Source organism: Myxococcus sp. SDU36, from assembly GCF_030168875.1.
Classification (GTDB): domain Bacteria; phylum Myxococcota; class Myxococcia; order Myxococcales; family Myxococcaceae; genus Myxococcus; species Myxococcus vastator.
Window position 1 is genome coordinate 7045322 of sequence record NZ_CP077414.1, and the last position, 14481, is coordinate 7059802.

Sequence of the window (14481 nt, forward strand, 5' to 3'; positions counted from 1 at the left end):
ACGTGTGTCAGGCGACAGGAACTTTTGACCCCCTTACGTCACTAAAACTGCCCCCCTCCCCGGGCCCAGTTGGACTGCGCCGTGATGCTACGTCGTTTCCCTGCGTGCGTCCGCCGGAGCGCGCCCTCGCTGCTTCTCAAGCGAGGGCGCGCGCAGGCCACGTCCGAGGCACTGCGCTCGTGCTCGACTCAGCCGTCGTTGCCAGGCGGCGCGCTGCGGCCCAGCAGCCCCGCCTTGCGCTTCTGGCGTAGCCGGTAGCTGTCGCCCTGGATGAGCACCGTGTGGCTGTGGTGCAGCAGTCGGTCGAGGATGGCGGCGGCCAGCACGTCGTCGCCGAAGACGCCGCCCCACTGGCCCACCAACTGGTTGGTGGTAATCAGCAGGCTGCCCTTCTCGTAGCGTCGCGCCACCAGTTGGAAGAAGAGGTGCGCGCTCCTCTTCTCGAAGGGCAGGTAGCCCAGCTCGTCGATGATGAGCAGCTTGGGCTTGGCGAAGTAGTTGAGCTTGTCCTTGAGGGCCCCTTCGCTCTCGGCCTTGGCCAGCGCCGCCAGCAGCGCCGTCGCGCTGGTGAAGAGGACCGAGTGCCCGGCCTCCACTGCCGCCCGTCCCAGTCCAATCGCCAGGTGCGTCTTGCCCACGCCCGGCGGGCCGAAGAGCAGCACATTCTCCGCCTGCGCGATGAAGCGTCCAGTGGCCAGCTCCCGCACCAGCTTGTTGTCCACCGAGGGCTGCGCCTTGAAGTCGAAGTCCTCCAGCGTCTTCACCGCGGGGAAGTGGGCGATGGTGATTCCCATGCTCACGCGCTTCTTCTGCTTGGCGCCTATCTCCTCGCGCAGCAGCGCGTCGAGGAAGTCCAGGTAGGTGGGCTCGGTGCGGGCCGCCTCCGACAGCAGCGCGTCGAGCCGCTCGGCCAGGTGGCCCAGGCGCAGCCGGCCCAGGTGCTCCCGTACGCGCGCGTGGACCAGGTCGTGGCTCATGCGGCACCTCGCTTCGAGTCCTGCTCCACGACGGCGGCGTAGTCCTCCAGCGAGCGCCCGAGGCCTGTCAGCGACGAGTCCTTCTCGGAGCGTTCCTCGTCACGCGGACGCCACAGCCCCTCCCAATGCGCCGGGTCGACGACGCGCGCGTGCGGCTGCCGATGGCGAGCGTGCGTGGCCACCAGCGCACCGGCGTGGAAGATGCGCACCTCGTCGTCCCCACCTGCACCTCGACATTCTCACGCACCAGCCGGTGCGGCACGCTGTAGCGCACTGTGTCCACGTCCACGAGCGCGTCGTTGGCCACCTTGCGCTTGAGCCGCTGGTGACGGCGCGGCAGCACTCGCAGGGGCAGCGGGCGCAGGGCGGCCTTCTCCTCGCGCTCGAAGCGCTCCAGGGGCGGCTCGTGCGTGGTGCCGTGCACGCGCTCATCCGCCTCGCCCATCCACTGCGCCAGGTGGGCCTCCATCGCACCGAAGGCCTCGAAGTCCCGGCCCGCCAGCGCGTTGCGCTTGACGTACTTGACGCCCGACTCCGTCTTGCCCTTGGTGCGAGCGCGGTAGGGCCCGCACGCCTTGGGCGTCACGTCCCAGTCCCGGCAGAACTGCACCCAGGCCGGGTGGAAGCGCACGGTGCCCGCCTGCCGGTTGTTCTCTTCCACCAGGGGCCGGGCGTTGTCCGAGAGCACCTCCAGCGGCACGCCCCCGAAGTGCACGAAGGCCGCGGCCACGCCCTCGCGCCAGTCGTCCCCGCGCTGGTTGAGGAAGGCTCGCACGAACAAGCGCCTGGAGAACGAGAGCACCGCCACCAGCAGGAAGACCTTCACCACCTGCCCGCCCAGCCGCACCTTCTTCTCGCCGAAGTCCACCTGCATCTGCTGCCCTGGCTTCGTCTCGAACCGCACCGTCGCCGTCTGAGCTGCGTGCACCTGGCGCCGCCTCTTCTCCACCGCGCGTTGCACGGTGCGCACGCTGGCCTCCACTCCCTCCTGCGCCAGCAGCGCCTTGACGACAACGGCGTTACCTTCAGCAGCCGAATCCCAGAGTTCCACCGCGCGCTGCTGCTCGCTCTCGGTGAGCCGCCGGGCCTTCGGTCGGACCTGCGTGTCGGCCGCACTCCCCGCACGCAGGTAGCGCCGCACCGTGTTGCGCGCCACGCCCACCTCACGCGCGATGCGCTTGGCGCCCCAGCCCGCCTCCGCCAGCACGCGCACCTGCCGCACCACTTCCTGCTCGACCATCGACTCCTCCGCTGTCGAGCGGAGGGCTACTACTGCTGTCCCTTCCATTGCTGCCTACCTCCCTGGTTTGCAGGCCCGGAGAGGGGGTCAGTTTTAGTGGCACGAGGGGGTCAATTTTGCTGTCGCTCTACAACGTGGCACCCAAGACGCCAGGCGCCTGTTGTGCACACCAACACCAACCCCTGGCGTACTCAGGAAGTCGCATTCAAAGACGCGCTCTCGTTGTCGCTTCAATGCTTGTCGCGGGAATCTTGACCGGCTGTGGCGGGAGCAGCTCACGGGGAAGATGTACGTCTGGCTCATGCAGGGGGCCTCGCTGGTGGGCGGGGCCGCGTTGCCGTCCCTCGCGCCTTCCCTGACGGTCCAGGCCACCTCTGCCTTCGGCGGTGCCTCGCCGGGCAATGACCTCGTCCTCCAGGCGCCACTGGCACGGGGAACGAGAACATCCGTTTCCTCAGCAACACCTTCAGCGTGCTCGGACAGGCCCCCATCACGAACCTGCGGCCGACGGCGAGCTGGTACATCGCCGCCTCTGGCGACTTCAACCGGGATGGGAGGACGGACCTCATCTGGAGGCACAGGACCACGGGCCAGATGGAGCCTGTATGTCCATGTGTTTTGGTTCAGTGAAGGGGGTCGTACCGGACCAGTTCCCGGGATGGATTGCGGGGGCCCAGCGAGGGTCCGCACACTGATGGGTTTGCGCTCCGCTGTGGCGTCGAGCGCTACAAAACACCGGGACCTGTGTCGTCCGGCGTTACGCCAGCCCCCGCCGAAGCGGCTCGCGGAAGATGCTTCCACTCGGAGGCGCCCAGTGCGGCGTTGCTGGCGCGCCGGGTGCAATGTCTCGCGGCCGGGTCTGTCTCAGACCCGAAGACGTCATCCCCCAACAAGAGGAATCACATCCATGAACATCAAGCAGACGGGCCGCTTTCTGGCGGCCGCGCTCCTGAGCCTGGCCGCCGTGGGCTGCCAGGGCGAGGAGCCGTCCCAGGGTGACTCGGTCTCGACCCAGGAAGCCGCCTCGAAGCAGCAGTGCATCGAGGGCTTCAATGGCATCCGCAACTGCGCGACGGGCAACGCGCAGCTGAGCAAGTCGGAGAAGGGCATCGTCGTCTCCGACCTGAAGAGCGTGAAGTCGGACGGTATCGCCAGCACCTTCCCGCGCGCCTCCACGTGGTCCATGGACGCGGCCATCGGCGGTCTGGGTGACACGGGGCAGGGCCTGGCCCTGGCGGCGCGTGATGGTGACCAGGTGGTCAGCACGCTGCGCATCGGCCTGGGTGGCGAGCGCGACCAGATGCAGCTCGCGCCGAACTTCACCGGCACGCCGGGCGGCTCGCAGTACCGTGCGTACATCTACTCGGGGGGCCACCTCCAGGGCACGACCAACGTGATGAACTACGACCGGTTCCTCAACCCGTGGTGGTGGGACTTCTACTGGTACTGGTGGCCGATCCGCATCGGCTTCCGCAACCACCTGTCCCTGGGCTACAACGACCCCATCAGCCAGGGCGCTTGCGTCTGGAGCCTCCACGGTGGTCCGCAGGCCTTCTCCATCGACGTGAACGGCCGCCGCATCAGCGGTGATGAGATCGAGCTCGTGGAAGAGGTCGGTGACGGTCACTACCCGTACACCAGCTTCTCCTCCATCGAGGTGCGGGCCGCCGCCAGCGAGTTCACCGTGCTGGGCGAGGCCATCACCCCGGCCAAGCGGTAGTTCGCGGTTCGCCGTCGCCGGGTGGGGCGTGCGTCCCTACCCGGCGTTCAGGTCCTCGAAGCCGAGGACGCGGCGGAAGTCCGACGCACGCCAGAAGACGTTGCCCTGCGCCTGGAAATGGCGCAGTTCGGCGCGGGCCGTGTTCACGTCGATGGAGAAGGCCCGCGGACCACCGTGGAGGCTGAAGGGCAGCGCGCCGCTGAGCCCCGCGAGCACGTTGTAGCCGGTGAAGCGCGCGCCGAACTGCTTCAGGAAGAGGGGCAGCGCCTGGCCGGGGTGTAGCGCTTCGTCTGGAAGCGCAGCCCGCCCGAGGACCGCAGGGTGCAGGACGGCGTCAGCCTCGCTCGCCGCACCAGGGTGTTGGCGAAGCGAGGAGGGCCGCTGACGGGGCGGCCCGAGTGATGCTCCCGTCCGGTGGACAGGCCGCTTGAGCCCCCCTGGTGTACACGCCTGCCCAGACCGCGCTCCCATCGGGTGCGTAGGAGGGGCCTGGACCTCTTGGCGCCTCTTGAGCCTCAACACCACGCGGCCTGGGGTGGCCCTCGTGCCGGGGCCACCCTCGCACATGCCGTGGGCAAGCCCAGGTGCTCCAGAATTGCCCGCACCCCAGGGGCCCCCTTCTCGTACGCCAAGAGCCTTGAGCCTGCCTTCACACCTCAGGCAGGTGAACACGTCGAAGTCGAACGTCCTCCTGCGCACCTGCTCATGCGGGGATGAGAACGGGACAAGACGGGATAGGGAGGCACAACGAACCGACGTGAGCTCAATGCGATAGTGGGTAACAGCGCGTCCTGCCTGGGGTTTCCTATCGCCTTGTCTGCGCGCTTGGGGTGCGCCCACTACTCCTTCATCGGCGAGCAGAGCTCCACCAGGACGCCGTTGAGGTCTCTCACGTAGGCCACCGTCTGGCCCCAGGGCTTCTGCTTGGGGGGCTGCGTGGCCTCGGCGCCCGCTTCCACGGCGCGCGCGTAGGCGGCGGCCACGTCGGCGGTGACGAGCGCCAGTTCGATGGCCGCGGCGTCTTCCTTCGGACGCAGATGGCGCACGGTGAGGCCATGCTCCTTCGCCGCGCCTTCCTCGACGAAGGCCAGGGCGGTGGTGCCTGTCTCCAGCTCCGCGTAGGTGCCACTCTCGTGGATGAAGCGGCGCGCCAGTCCGAAGGCCTTCTCGTAGAAGGCGATGGCGGCGCTCACGTCCGGTACGTAGAGGATGATGTAGCCGAGCTTCATGGCGGACTCCTGTCGGTCAGTGGGACGTCTGTGTGAGGGCGTCGTCACACGGATGGCGCGCGCCTGTCTTGAAGGAATCGGACAGCGCTCAACCCACGAGTGCGGTGGGGGACACGCCGGCCAACTCCCGCACGTCTCGTGACAGATGCGCCTGGTCCGCGTAGCCGCATGCGAGCGCGACGTCACACAGGTCCGCGCACTCACGGGAACGCAGCAGGGACACCGCCCGCTGGAGGCGCAGCACGCGCGCGAGCAGCTTCGGCGGTACGCCGACTTCGTCCAGGATGTCCCGGTGGAGGGTGCGCTCACTCACGCCCATGGCGCGAGCCAGCGCCGCCATGCGCACCTGCCCCGACGAGGCTTGGAGGTGTCCCAGGGCCTGGACGGCGCGGGGCTTCGCGACACTCCGGAAGGAAGCCCAGTGTCGAGCGATGGTGCGCTGGAGCAGGGCCATGGCCTGGGCTGGCGAGGCGCAGTCTTCCATCCGCCGCTGAAGCTGTGCGAGGGCGGGCGAGCAGTCCTGGACGGAGACGTTGAGCCCGCAGAGTTCACGGGGACTGACACCCAGCAGGGCCTGCGCCCAGCCAGGACGGAGCCGGACGCCCAGGCTCACCGCGCCGGGCTCGAGGTCGACGAGGATGAAGCGCTTCATGGGACCGACGACGGCCAGCCGGGGAGCGGAGAGCCACACCGGGCCTGGCGCGTGGTGGAAGCCGAAGATGAGGTCGGTGCAGCCATCCGGGAGCACCCGGTGCTGGCGGGGAAGGAGAGCGCCGTCATGCGGCTTCTGGGGCACCCAGAACTGCCAGAACGCGTCCACCGCATCCGCCAGCTCGATAGGCGGTGCCCACTGGGTGTAGCCCTGCTGCTGTGCGTCCTCCGCCATCGCGTCCCTGCTTACACCACTGGGAGCGGCGCCGGTACGCGTCAGTCCCTGTGTGGCCCGCGCGTCCGTTCCCCCGAGAAAGGAGCGGTGGCCATGACGACGGTGAACCTGACGAGCCGGGTGAATCCCCTCCCCATCGATTCCGAGCCGGACGACCTGTTCGACGGCATCGCTTCCTTCTGACACCGCGCCCCGTGGCTGGGGCGCCCCCGCGCTCCTTCAGTTGTGCGGTGTCCCCGGCGTATGGCAAGTGAGAGGTCCCTCTTGCTGGACACCCCGTGAGCCCGGTCACCCTGCAAATCAACCTCGCGCCCACGGATTATCCTCACGCGCGCCTCATCCTTCCGCATCAGCTTCGCCAGCTCGGGCCTTCCGTGCAGGAGGTGCTGCTCGTGCTGGACCTGCACCGCAGTCAGGGCAGTCGCTTCGCGGGGGCGTGGCTGGAGCGCAAGCCGAAGATGGACGCGCTGCTGGCGGAGCTGTCCTCGGCGGACGCGCGCATCCGGGTGGCGGAGGTGGATTACTCCCTCGCCGTCACGAAGGCGCTCTCCGAGCAGTTCTTCGGAGGTACCCGGCTGCCCATGAAGGACTCGCGCGGCGGGCCCTTTCATTCCTACTTCTTCGGGCTCGCGGCGGCGAAGCACCCGCACGTGCTGCACCTGGACGCGGACATGCTCATCGGCGGAGCGTCGCGCACTTGGATGGCGGAGGCGGCCGCGCAGCTCGCGTCACGCGAGGAGTTGGTGAGCTGCAGTCCCTTGTCGGGCCCGCCGCGCGCGGACGGGACGATTGCGGGAGACACGCGCTGGTACGAGCCCGATGCAAAGGCCTCCCACGCGTTCCGCTTCCGGCGCTTCAGCAGCCGGGCCTTCTTCGTGGACCGCGACGCCCTGGTGCGCCGGGTGGGCCCGCTGCATGCGAAGCTGGCGCCGCCCATTCACGTGCTGCGTGCCTTGCGCGCGGGCAATCCGCCGTACCGCGAGCCGGAGAACCTCATCACCCGGAGGCTCGCACGCCGTGGCTTGTGGCGGCTGGACTTCCTGGGCGCCGCGCCGGGCCTGTGGACGTTGCATCCCCAGTACCGCTCGCCCACGTTCTACGAGCGGCTGCCGGAGCTGATTTCGCGCGTGGAGTCCGGGGACATGCCTGACGCCCAGCGCGGCCAGGAGAACGTGCAGGACTGCCTGGTGGACTGGTCCGACGTGCGGGCCGCGCGGCGGAAGTGGTGGCGGCGCGGGTAGTGCCAGCACCTCCGCCTGGGGCCTCTGGCGTCAGCCCAGGGGCGACTCGGAGATGACGATGCCGTCCAGGTCCGCGTAGACGTAGTGGCCGGGGCGGAAGGTGACTCCGGCGAAGCGGACCTCCTCGTCACGCTGTCCTTCATTGCGCTTGAGGCTCTTGAGCGGGTGGGTGCCCAGCGCCTTGACGCCCAGGCGCATGCGGCCCACGTCCTCGGCGTCGCGGATGCAGCCGTTCACCACCACGCCCGCCCAGCCATTCTGCTGGGCGAGCAACGCGAGCTGGTCTCCCACGAGCGCGCAGCGGCGGCTGCCTCCGCCGTCCACCACCAGCACCCGGCCCTGGCCGGGCTCCTCCAGGGCCTTGCGCACGAGGGAGTTGTCCTCGGGCGCTCGCACCGTGCTGATGGGGCCCGCGAAGGTCCGGACGCCGCCGTAGTCCTGGAACCCGGGCTCGGCGATCTGGAACCGCGGCGTGCCGGCGTGGGCATCGCAGAGGTCGGCCGTCTTGAAGTCGGTGAACGTGCTCATGGGCTCGGAGCCTTCTCAGGCCTCGCGGGGCGACGCAACGTCCAGGGCGCGCAGGTCCTCCTCCGTCAGTTGCAACGTGAACGCACCCAGCAGTTCCTGCGTCTGACTGGCGGACGTCGCGCTCGCGATGGGCGCGACGATGGTGGGCTGGGCGGCGAGCCACGCGAGCGCGACCTGGGCGAAGTTCGCTCCCGGATGCCGGCGCGTCACGGCGTCCAGGGCATCAATCACCGCCCAACCGCGCGCGTTTCCATGCCGCTTCAGCACGCCTTCGGCGCGGGCCGACTTCGGAGGCGGCTGGTCCTTGCGGTACTTGCCCGTCAGGAAGCCGGAGGCCAACGCGAAGTAGGGCGCCACCACGAGCCCTTCTCGTTCGCAGATGTCCCGGAGTGATGACTCGAAGCCGTTGCGCTCGACGAGGTTGTAGTGCGGTTGCAGCACCGCGTACCGGGCGAGGTTGTCTCGGCGGGACACGTCCAGTGACTCGGTGAGCCGCTGCGGGGAGTGGTTGCTGGTGCCCAACGCGCGGACCTTGCCGGCGCGCACCAGCGCGTCGAAGGCCGCCATCGTCTCCTCCACCGGCGTGCCCAGGTCCTCGTAGTGCGCGTAGTAGAGGTCGATGACGTCCACCTGCAACCGGCGCAGCGAGGCCTCCACGCTGCGCTGGATGTGTTCGCGGCTCAGGCCCTTCCCCAGCTCTGTCTGCGAGCCCACCTTGGTGGCGATGACGACGCGCTCCCGGGCGCCGCGCGACTTCATCCACTTGCCGATGAGCGTCTCCGACTCGCCGCCGCGGTTGCCGGGGACCCAGCTCGAATAGACGTCCGCCGTGTCGATGAAGTTGCCGCCGTTGTCGACGAAGGCATCGAGCACCGCGAACGAGGCCGCCTCGTCGGCTGTCCAACCGAAGACGTTTCCGCCCAGACACAGGGGGGAGACCTGGAGGCCCGTGGTTCCGAGCGCCTTGCGCGCTTCGAGCTTCGTCTGGGGCATTCCTGTCTCTCCTTCGATAGGGGGCCGGCTCGCGGGCCGTGGCCGGCGTAGCTAATGCGTTCCGAAGAAGGGCGCAGGTCAAAATGCCCCGCTCATCGGCGCGAACGTCGTGCGGTATCGAGCACTTCCCAGCGCTGCGGTTGCTCCGCGAGCAGCGCGAGCCAGGGCGCCACTTCGTCTCGGGCCGCGGCATTCGTGTCACGGAGCCGCTCAAGGACGGGTACGGCGCGGCTCAGGCCCAGCCGGGAGATGGACTCCAGCAGCGCCTCGCGCACGCTCGCATCGGGTTCGGCGCTGTAGCGTGCGGCGAGCGCATCAAGGCTCGCGGAGAGCTCCGCCACGGGCGAGGTCGCCAGGGCCCGTGCCGCCGCGGCGCGCACGTCGGGGGACTGCGCTGACTGGAGCAGGGTGCGGACCTGCGCCACCGACGGGCCTCTCACCGCTTCGATGGAAGACGCGCCCAGGAGCCCCGCCGCCGTGGCCGAATCGTCCGCGACGGTGGACAGCGACACCGCGCGCTCCGCCACCACGCGGTAGCGGCCGGCGTCGCGAGCGGCTTCCTCCCGGAAGTTCTCCACGGCGGCCGCGCGGACCTCGGGCGCCGCGTCCGTCACCCAGTCGCGGTAGACGTCGCGGCCCTTGAGTACCTGGATGCCCAACAACTGCGTGGAGGGCTCCCCCGTCTGTTGCAGTGAGCGAATCAACACGGCCCGCAGGCGCGCGTCGGGTGTCTCCCTCACGCGGTCCACCAACCGCTCCAGGATGTGGGACTGACCCTCCATCGCGTAGCGCAGCACCCAGGTGTCGGCCAGCAAGGCCAGCACGTCAGCGTCCTGCTCCTGGCCGAGGTGCCGCCAATGCACGTCCTCGGACCGTGACTCCACGAGTCCGCGAATTTGTTCTCGCACGTAGCGCCGGTACGCCGGTGAGGCGCGGCCCTGGCGATACTCCGCGAGGAGCGCCGTGAACTCACACGGCACCGCCTTCAGCGGCTGCGCATGCGCGGGAAGGGGCGGGAGCGCCGGACGTCCGGCGTCAGCGGCTTGCGGCGTCGAAGCGTCGAGGACAGCGGCGGTGTTCCTGTCCGCGGCACTCCAGAGGCGTGTGCCCACCACGGCTGCGCCCAGCGCCCCGGCGAGGAGGCCCCAGCCGAGCCTTCCGCGTGGATTCCTCATGGCGTCCGAGCCTCCGCGTCCTCAGGGCAGCGGTGATACACGCGCTTGTTCAACCACAGCCGGTCGAAGTCCACGTGTCCCGCGTCGTAGAGCGCCTGGAAGTCGGCGACGTCTCGCGCGAAGCGGCGGTCCTGCCTCGCGTAATCCCGCGCCTGGTGCAGGGCAGCGGCGCCACCGGCCCGGAGCGTGTACCGCAGGATTGCCCAACGCACGCACAGGCGCTGCTCTCCAGGAAACGCGGCGCGGAAGTGGTTCAGCACCGCGCGCGTGTCGCGGCCATCGGACAGGGCCAGGCCCGCCAGCTCCCGGACGTTGGCGTCCGCGTCATTCTCGAGCACCCAGGCCAGTTGCTTCACGGTCCGCTCATCCAGTCGCATGGACAGGGACGCGGTCAGCTCCACCGCCAAGGCGCGGACGTGAGGGTCCTCGGACTCCCGAGCCAGTGTCAGGAGCCGCGTGAGGTACGGCTCCACCGAGCCCCCTGCCTGGAAGTCGTTCTTCATCACCCAGCCCAGGGTTCTCACCGCGAGCAGGGACATGCCCCGCGGCGCCGTGCCGCTCCTGGCCAACGCCATCAGCCGGTCCTGCGCAGGGGCGCCGAAGCGCGCCTGTGTCTCCAGGGTCTGCAGGGCCTGCGCGCGGTGGTCGATGGAGGCGTGTTGCTCCGCCATCGTGAGGAGCCGCTCGGCCACGCGAGCATCCCTCACCGCGGAGGCTTCACGCAGGCCAGCCATCAGCACGGCGGATTCGGGCGCGGGTGCGGTGTCAGCCCAGTCGAGCACCTGGAGCGCGGCCTGGGCGTCTCCACCCATGACCTCCGGAATCCGCTCGGTGAGGAAGGCGAGGGCGGCGGGGTCGTTCTGCGCCAGGGACTGCTGGATGGCGGCGCGCACCGTGGGCAGTCCGTGAAGTTGTTCGAAGTCCAAGTAGCCCGCGCGGCAGGTGAGGCGCGGAAGCCGCTGGTGGGGTGGCTCGGCGGCCATGGCAGGGGTGACGCCACACAAAAGGCAGGGCCAGAGCGCATGGGCCCAGCCACGGACTCGTGCGCGAAGGGCCTGGTTGTGGGGAGGGGAGGCGGGCATGGCGCGTGTCGAGCCTCAGGCAGTGCGTCGCTGAAACCATCCAATTTAGTCAGATTTACAAGAAAGACGGTTTCTTCCGTCCTGCCAGAGACTGTCCATAATGTGTCGTGGACGGCACGGAGAAGCGGGGGGCATGGGGGCGGGCGCGCGGGGACACAGAATGCCTCGTGCCGCATGTTATGGAACGCGTCATGAACCACGCTCACAGTCAGGCTCTCTTCGCCCGCGCGCAGGCCCGCATCCCCGGCGGAGTGAATTCCCCGGTGCGCGCCTTCCGAGGCGTTGGCGGCGACCCTGTCTTCTTCCGTGAAGGCACAGGTGCCTGGCTCACGGATGTGGACGGCAACCGCTACGTCGACCTCGTGGGGAGCTGGGGGCCGCTCATCCTGGGCCACGCGTATCCGCCCATCGTGGACGCCATCATCGACGCCGCCCGCCGGGGGACGTCCTATGGCGCGCCGCACGCGGGCGAGGTGGAGTTCGCGGAGCTCATCTGCGCCACCATGCCCGCGGTGGAGATGGTGCGCCTGGTCTCCAGCGGCACCGAGGCCACGGTGGCGGCCATCCGCGTCGCGCGGGGCTTCACCGGCCGCGAGCACATCCTCAAGTTCGAAGGCTGCTTCCACGGCGCGGGAGACCCGTTCCTGGTGAAGGCGGGCAGCGGCGTGGAGACGCTGGGCCTGCCGGACTCGCCGGGCGTGCCGTCCGCGCTGGCGAAGCTCACGCTCACCGCGCCCTTCAACGACCTGGCCGCCGTGGAGCGCATCTTCGCGGAGAAGGGCCAGGACATCGCCTGCGCCATCATCGAGCCGGTGGTGGGCAACATGGGCGTGCTGGTGCCCAAGCCGGGGTACCTCGAAGGGCTGCAGGCGCTCTGCCAGAAGCACGGCGTGCTGCTGGTGCTGGATGAAGTCATGACGGGCTTCCGGCTGTCGCGAGGCGGCGCGCAGGAGCTGTACGGCCTCAAGCCGGACCTCACCACCATGGCCAAGGTGATTGGTGGGGGCATGCCGCTGGGCGCGTATGGTGGCCGCCGCGACATCATGGAGCAGGTGGCTCCGGCCGGCCCGGTGTACCAGTCCGGCACGCTGTCGGGGAACCCGGTGGCGGTGGCGGCGGGCCTGACGTGCCTCAAGGCCCTGGCGGCGCCCGGCACCTACGTGCGGCTGGAGGAGGTCAGCCGCATGTTGGAGGTGGGCCTGCTCGCCGAGGCGAAGGCCGCGGACGTGCCCGTCACCGTCAACCGCGTGGGCAGCATGCTCACGGTGTTCTTCACCGGTGAGCCCGTCTACGACTACACCAGCGCGAAGAAGGCGGACACGGCGCGCTTCGGCAAGTTCTTCCACGCCATGCTGAACGAAGGCGTCTACCTGCCGCCCAGCCAGTTCGAGGCGGCGTTCGTGTCGCTGGCCATGGGCGAGCCGGAAGTCGCGCACGTCCTCGCGGCGGCGAGAAAGGCCTTCCGTTCGCTTGGCAAGACCGGTTGAGCCCGCGCCCCTCGAGGGGCCCGTTCGCTTCGGTCCCTATACCCTCGCGCGCCGCATTGGCGCCGGGGGGATGGGAGAGGTGTTCCTCGCGCGAGAGGAGGCGCCTCGCCGTGCCTGTGTCGTGAAGAAGGTCCTCCCGCAGCTCATGGCGAGCTCCCAGTTCGCCGGGCGCTTCCGGGACGAAGCCCGCGTGGTGGTGCGGCTGCACCATCCGAACATCGCGCGCGTGTACGCCATGGGCGAGGTGGAAGGGCAGCTCTACCTGTCCATGGAGTACGTGCAGGGCAAGACGCTCAGCCGGCTGACGTACCGGCTGCGGCAGCTCGGGCGGACGCTGCCGCTGGGCATCATGCTGCACCTGGGGCAGCGGCTCTGCGAGGGGCTGGCCTACGCGCACGACGCGACGGATGAGTTCGGCAACCCGCTGCACCTGGTCCACCGGGACCTGTCTCCCGCGAACGTGTGCATCAGCTACGCGGGCGAGGTGAAGATCATCGACTTCGGCGCGGCGCAGTCCACGCTGAAGGAGCAGCAGACGGCGCCTCGGGTGGTGATTGGCAACCTGACGTACATGGCGCCGGAGCAGGCGCGGAAGCGCTTCGTGGACCGGCGCGCGGACGTGTACGCGGTGGGCGCGCTGCTGTGGGAGCTGTTCGCTTGGAAGCCCCTGGTACAACGGGGCGACCCGGTGGAGCGGTGGCGGCGCGCGGCATACCCCCATTGGGAGCCAGCGGGGAGCGTCCGTCAGGGCGTGCCGACCAGCGTGGATGCGTTCCTGATGCGCGCGCTGGCCTCCGAGCCCGACAACCGCTTCCCGGACGCGGCCGCCATGGGCGCGGAGCTGGCGCGGATGAAGGCGAAGCTGGCGCCCAACGTGGGGGATGCGGACGTCGCGCGCCTCATCGCGTCCGCGTTCCCCCGCGAGAAGAAGGCGGAGGAGCTCGTGCTCCGCGAGCTGCTGCGGGAGCCGCGTTCCCGCGCGCTCACCGAGCCCGCGCTGGCCACCGTGCTCGCTCCGCCCACCGCGCTCGCGTTCGAGCACGAGGGCATCGACGCGCCCGAGGACTACGTCCCGGCCGAGCGTGGCGACGCGGAGGCGCCGACGGACGCCTCTGTGCGAGGCACGCCAGCGAAGGCGGCGCCCGCCGACCCCGGTGACGCGGATGAACTTGAAGTCACGGTGCGCGGGATTCCTGGAAAGACGCCGGAGGTGCCTCGCGCCGTGAATGAGCCTCGCGTCACCGCGCTGTACGGGACGGAGGACGAGGCGACGGTGGTGGAGGGCGGAGCCTCGCGAGCACGACGGGGCCTTCCGGGCGGCGAACGGGCACACCTCGATGTGGAGGGTGAAGCCACTGTCCTCCAGCCAGCGCGAGGCCCGGCCGCGAGCGCGCCGCCCGATGCGGACGAGGAGACCACGGTCGTTCAGCCCGAGCGTGCCCGGATGGCGGCGGACGCCAGGACCGCGAGCCCCGGAGCCAGCCTGGGCGGAGACGCGGCGGCCACCGAAGCCGTCGATGCGGCGAAGCTGATGGTCGCGCTGGAAAGGGCGGAGGCCACTCGAAACCAGGGCGCGCATGCCGCTGTGTCCGAAGACGTCACCGTGACGGAGGTGAACCCCGCCAGGGCGCTCCAGTCCTTGACGCCCCAGGTCGCGCAGTCGCGCCGAGCCACCCGCGAGACGCAGGTGGGCTTCGGCGTGGACATCTCCCAGGCGGTGGATGCCGCGGCGGTGGAGGCCCGTCGTCTGGAGTTGGTGCGCGCCATCACGGGGGATGAAGCCCTGCCCGTGCCAGCGCCCAAGGAGGTTTCCGGCACCTGGCTCCGCGGCGGTCGCCTCTGGCTCGTCGCGGCGCTCTGCGTGGGCGCGTGTGCCCTGGGGCTCGCGCTGGCGTGGGCGCTGTCCTGAAGCCAGCCGCGGGC

At 69.7% G+C, this 14481-nt stretch carries 13 protein-coding genes and 1 pseudogene; 5 read left to right on the forward strand and 9 right to left on the reverse strand.

Going from position 1 to position 14481, the window contains the following annotated elements; genetic code table 11:
* Positions 1-188: 188 nt before the first annotated feature.
* Positions 189-977 (reverse strand): IS21-like element helper ATPase IstB, encoded by a 789-nt coding sequence (gene istB / locus KGD87_RS28705; RefSeq protein WP_284664148.1) that lies wholly within the window; start codon positions 975-977, stop codon positions 189-191.
* Positions 974-2217, reverse strand: a pseudogene (gene istA / locus KGD87_RS28710) (IS21 family transposase). Before istA ends, istB begins: the two are co-directional and overlap by 4 nt.
* A 471-nt stretch (positions 2218-2688) precedes the next feature.
* On the opposite strand from istA, the gene KGD87_RS36965 reads away from it, so the two are divergent.
* Together KGD87_RS36965 and KGD87_RS28715 are read left to right on the forward strand one after the other, a co-directional pair.
* Positions 2689-2847: an FG-GAP repeat protein gene (locus tag KGD87_RS36965; RefSeq protein ID WP_350100178.1), complete on the forward strand. Its 159-nt coding sequence runs from the start codon at positions 2689-2691 to the stop codon at positions 2845-2847.
* Between the two features lie 277 nt (positions 2848-3124).
* Entirely contained in the window at positions 3125-3937 is an 813-nt protein-coding gene (locus KGD87_RS28715; RefSeq protein ID WP_284664149.1) for a hypothetical protein, read from the forward strand.
* Between the two features lie 36 nt (positions 3938-3973).
* On the opposite strand, the gene KGD87_RS28720 is transcribed toward KGD87_RS28715, so the two are convergent.
* The 3 genes from KGD87_RS28720 to KGD87_RS28730 form a co-directional block, all read right to left on the reverse strand.
* On the reverse strand, positions 3974-4408 hold the full coding sequence (locus KGD87_RS28720; protein WP_284664150.1) for a hypothetical protein: 435 nt from the start codon (positions 4406-4408) through the stop codon (positions 3974-3976).
* Between the two features lie 368 nt (positions 4409-4776).
* Complete coding sequence (locus KGD87_RS28725) at positions 4777-5166, reverse strand: VOC family protein (protein ID WP_284664151.1); 390 nt, start codon at positions 5164-5166, stop codon at positions 4777-4779.
* 88 nt (positions 5167-5254) lie between these two features.
* Positions 5255-6052, reverse strand: coding sequence for an AraC family transcriptional regulator (locus tag KGD87_RS28730; RefSeq protein ID WP_284664152.1), 798 nt, complete (start codon positions 6050-6052; stop codon positions 5255-5257).
* 278 nt (positions 6053-6330) lie between these two features.
* Here KGD87_RS28730 and KGD87_RS28735 point away from each other — a divergent pair, with 278 nt between their 5' ends.
* Positions 6331-7293, forward strand: a complete 963-nt coding sequence (locus KGD87_RS28735; RefSeq protein WP_284664153.1) for a hypothetical protein — start codon at positions 6331-6333, stop codon at positions 7291-7293.
* A gap of 30 nt (positions 7294-7323) precedes the next feature.
* Here KGD87_RS28735 and rraA read toward each other — a convergent pair whose 3' ends face one another.
* The 4 genes from rraA to KGD87_RS28755 all read right to left on the reverse strand — a co-directional run bounded on the left by rraA (position 7324) and on the right by KGD87_RS28755 (position 10972).
* Positions 7324-7821: a ribonuclease E activity regulator RraA gene (gene rraA / locus KGD87_RS28740; protein ID WP_284664154.1), complete on the reverse strand. Its 498-nt coding sequence runs from the start codon at positions 7819-7821 to the stop codon at positions 7324-7326.
* Positions 7822-7836: 15 nt separating this feature from the next.
* A complete protein-coding gene (locus KGD87_RS28745) occupies positions 7837-8814 on the reverse strand; it encodes an aldo/keto reductase (protein WP_284664155.1) in 978 nt (325 codons plus the stop codon).
* A 92-nt stretch (positions 8815-8906) separates the two neighbouring features.
* Positions 8907-9989, reverse strand: a complete 1083-nt coding sequence (locus tag KGD87_RS28750) for a HEAT repeat domain-containing protein (protein WP_284664156.1) — start codon at positions 9987-9989, stop codon at positions 8907-8909.
* On the reverse strand, positions 9986-10972 hold the full coding sequence (locus tag KGD87_RS28755) for a hypothetical protein (RefSeq protein ID WP_284664157.1): 987 nt from the start codon (positions 10970-10972) through the stop codon (positions 9986-9988). Before KGD87_RS28755 ends, KGD87_RS28750 begins: the two co-directional genes overlap by 4 nt.
* Before the next feature lie 290 nt (positions 10973-11262).
* Here KGD87_RS28755 and hemL point away from each other — a divergent pair, with 290 nt between their 5' ends.
* Both hemL and KGD87_RS28765 read left to right on the forward strand, forming a co-directional pair.
* Positions 11263-12558 (forward strand): glutamate-1-semialdehyde 2,1-aminomutase, encoded by a 1296-nt coding sequence (gene hemL, locus KGD87_RS28760; RefSeq protein WP_284664158.1) that lies wholly within the window; start codon positions 11263-11265, stop codon positions 12556-12558.
* Positions 12542-14467: a serine/threonine protein kinase gene (locus tag KGD87_RS28765; protein WP_284664159.1), complete on the forward strand. Its 1926-nt coding sequence runs from the start codon at positions 12542-12544 to the stop codon at positions 14465-14467. Before hemL ends, KGD87_RS28765 begins: the two co-directional genes overlap by 17 nt.
* Positions 14468-14481: the final 14 nt, after the last annotated feature.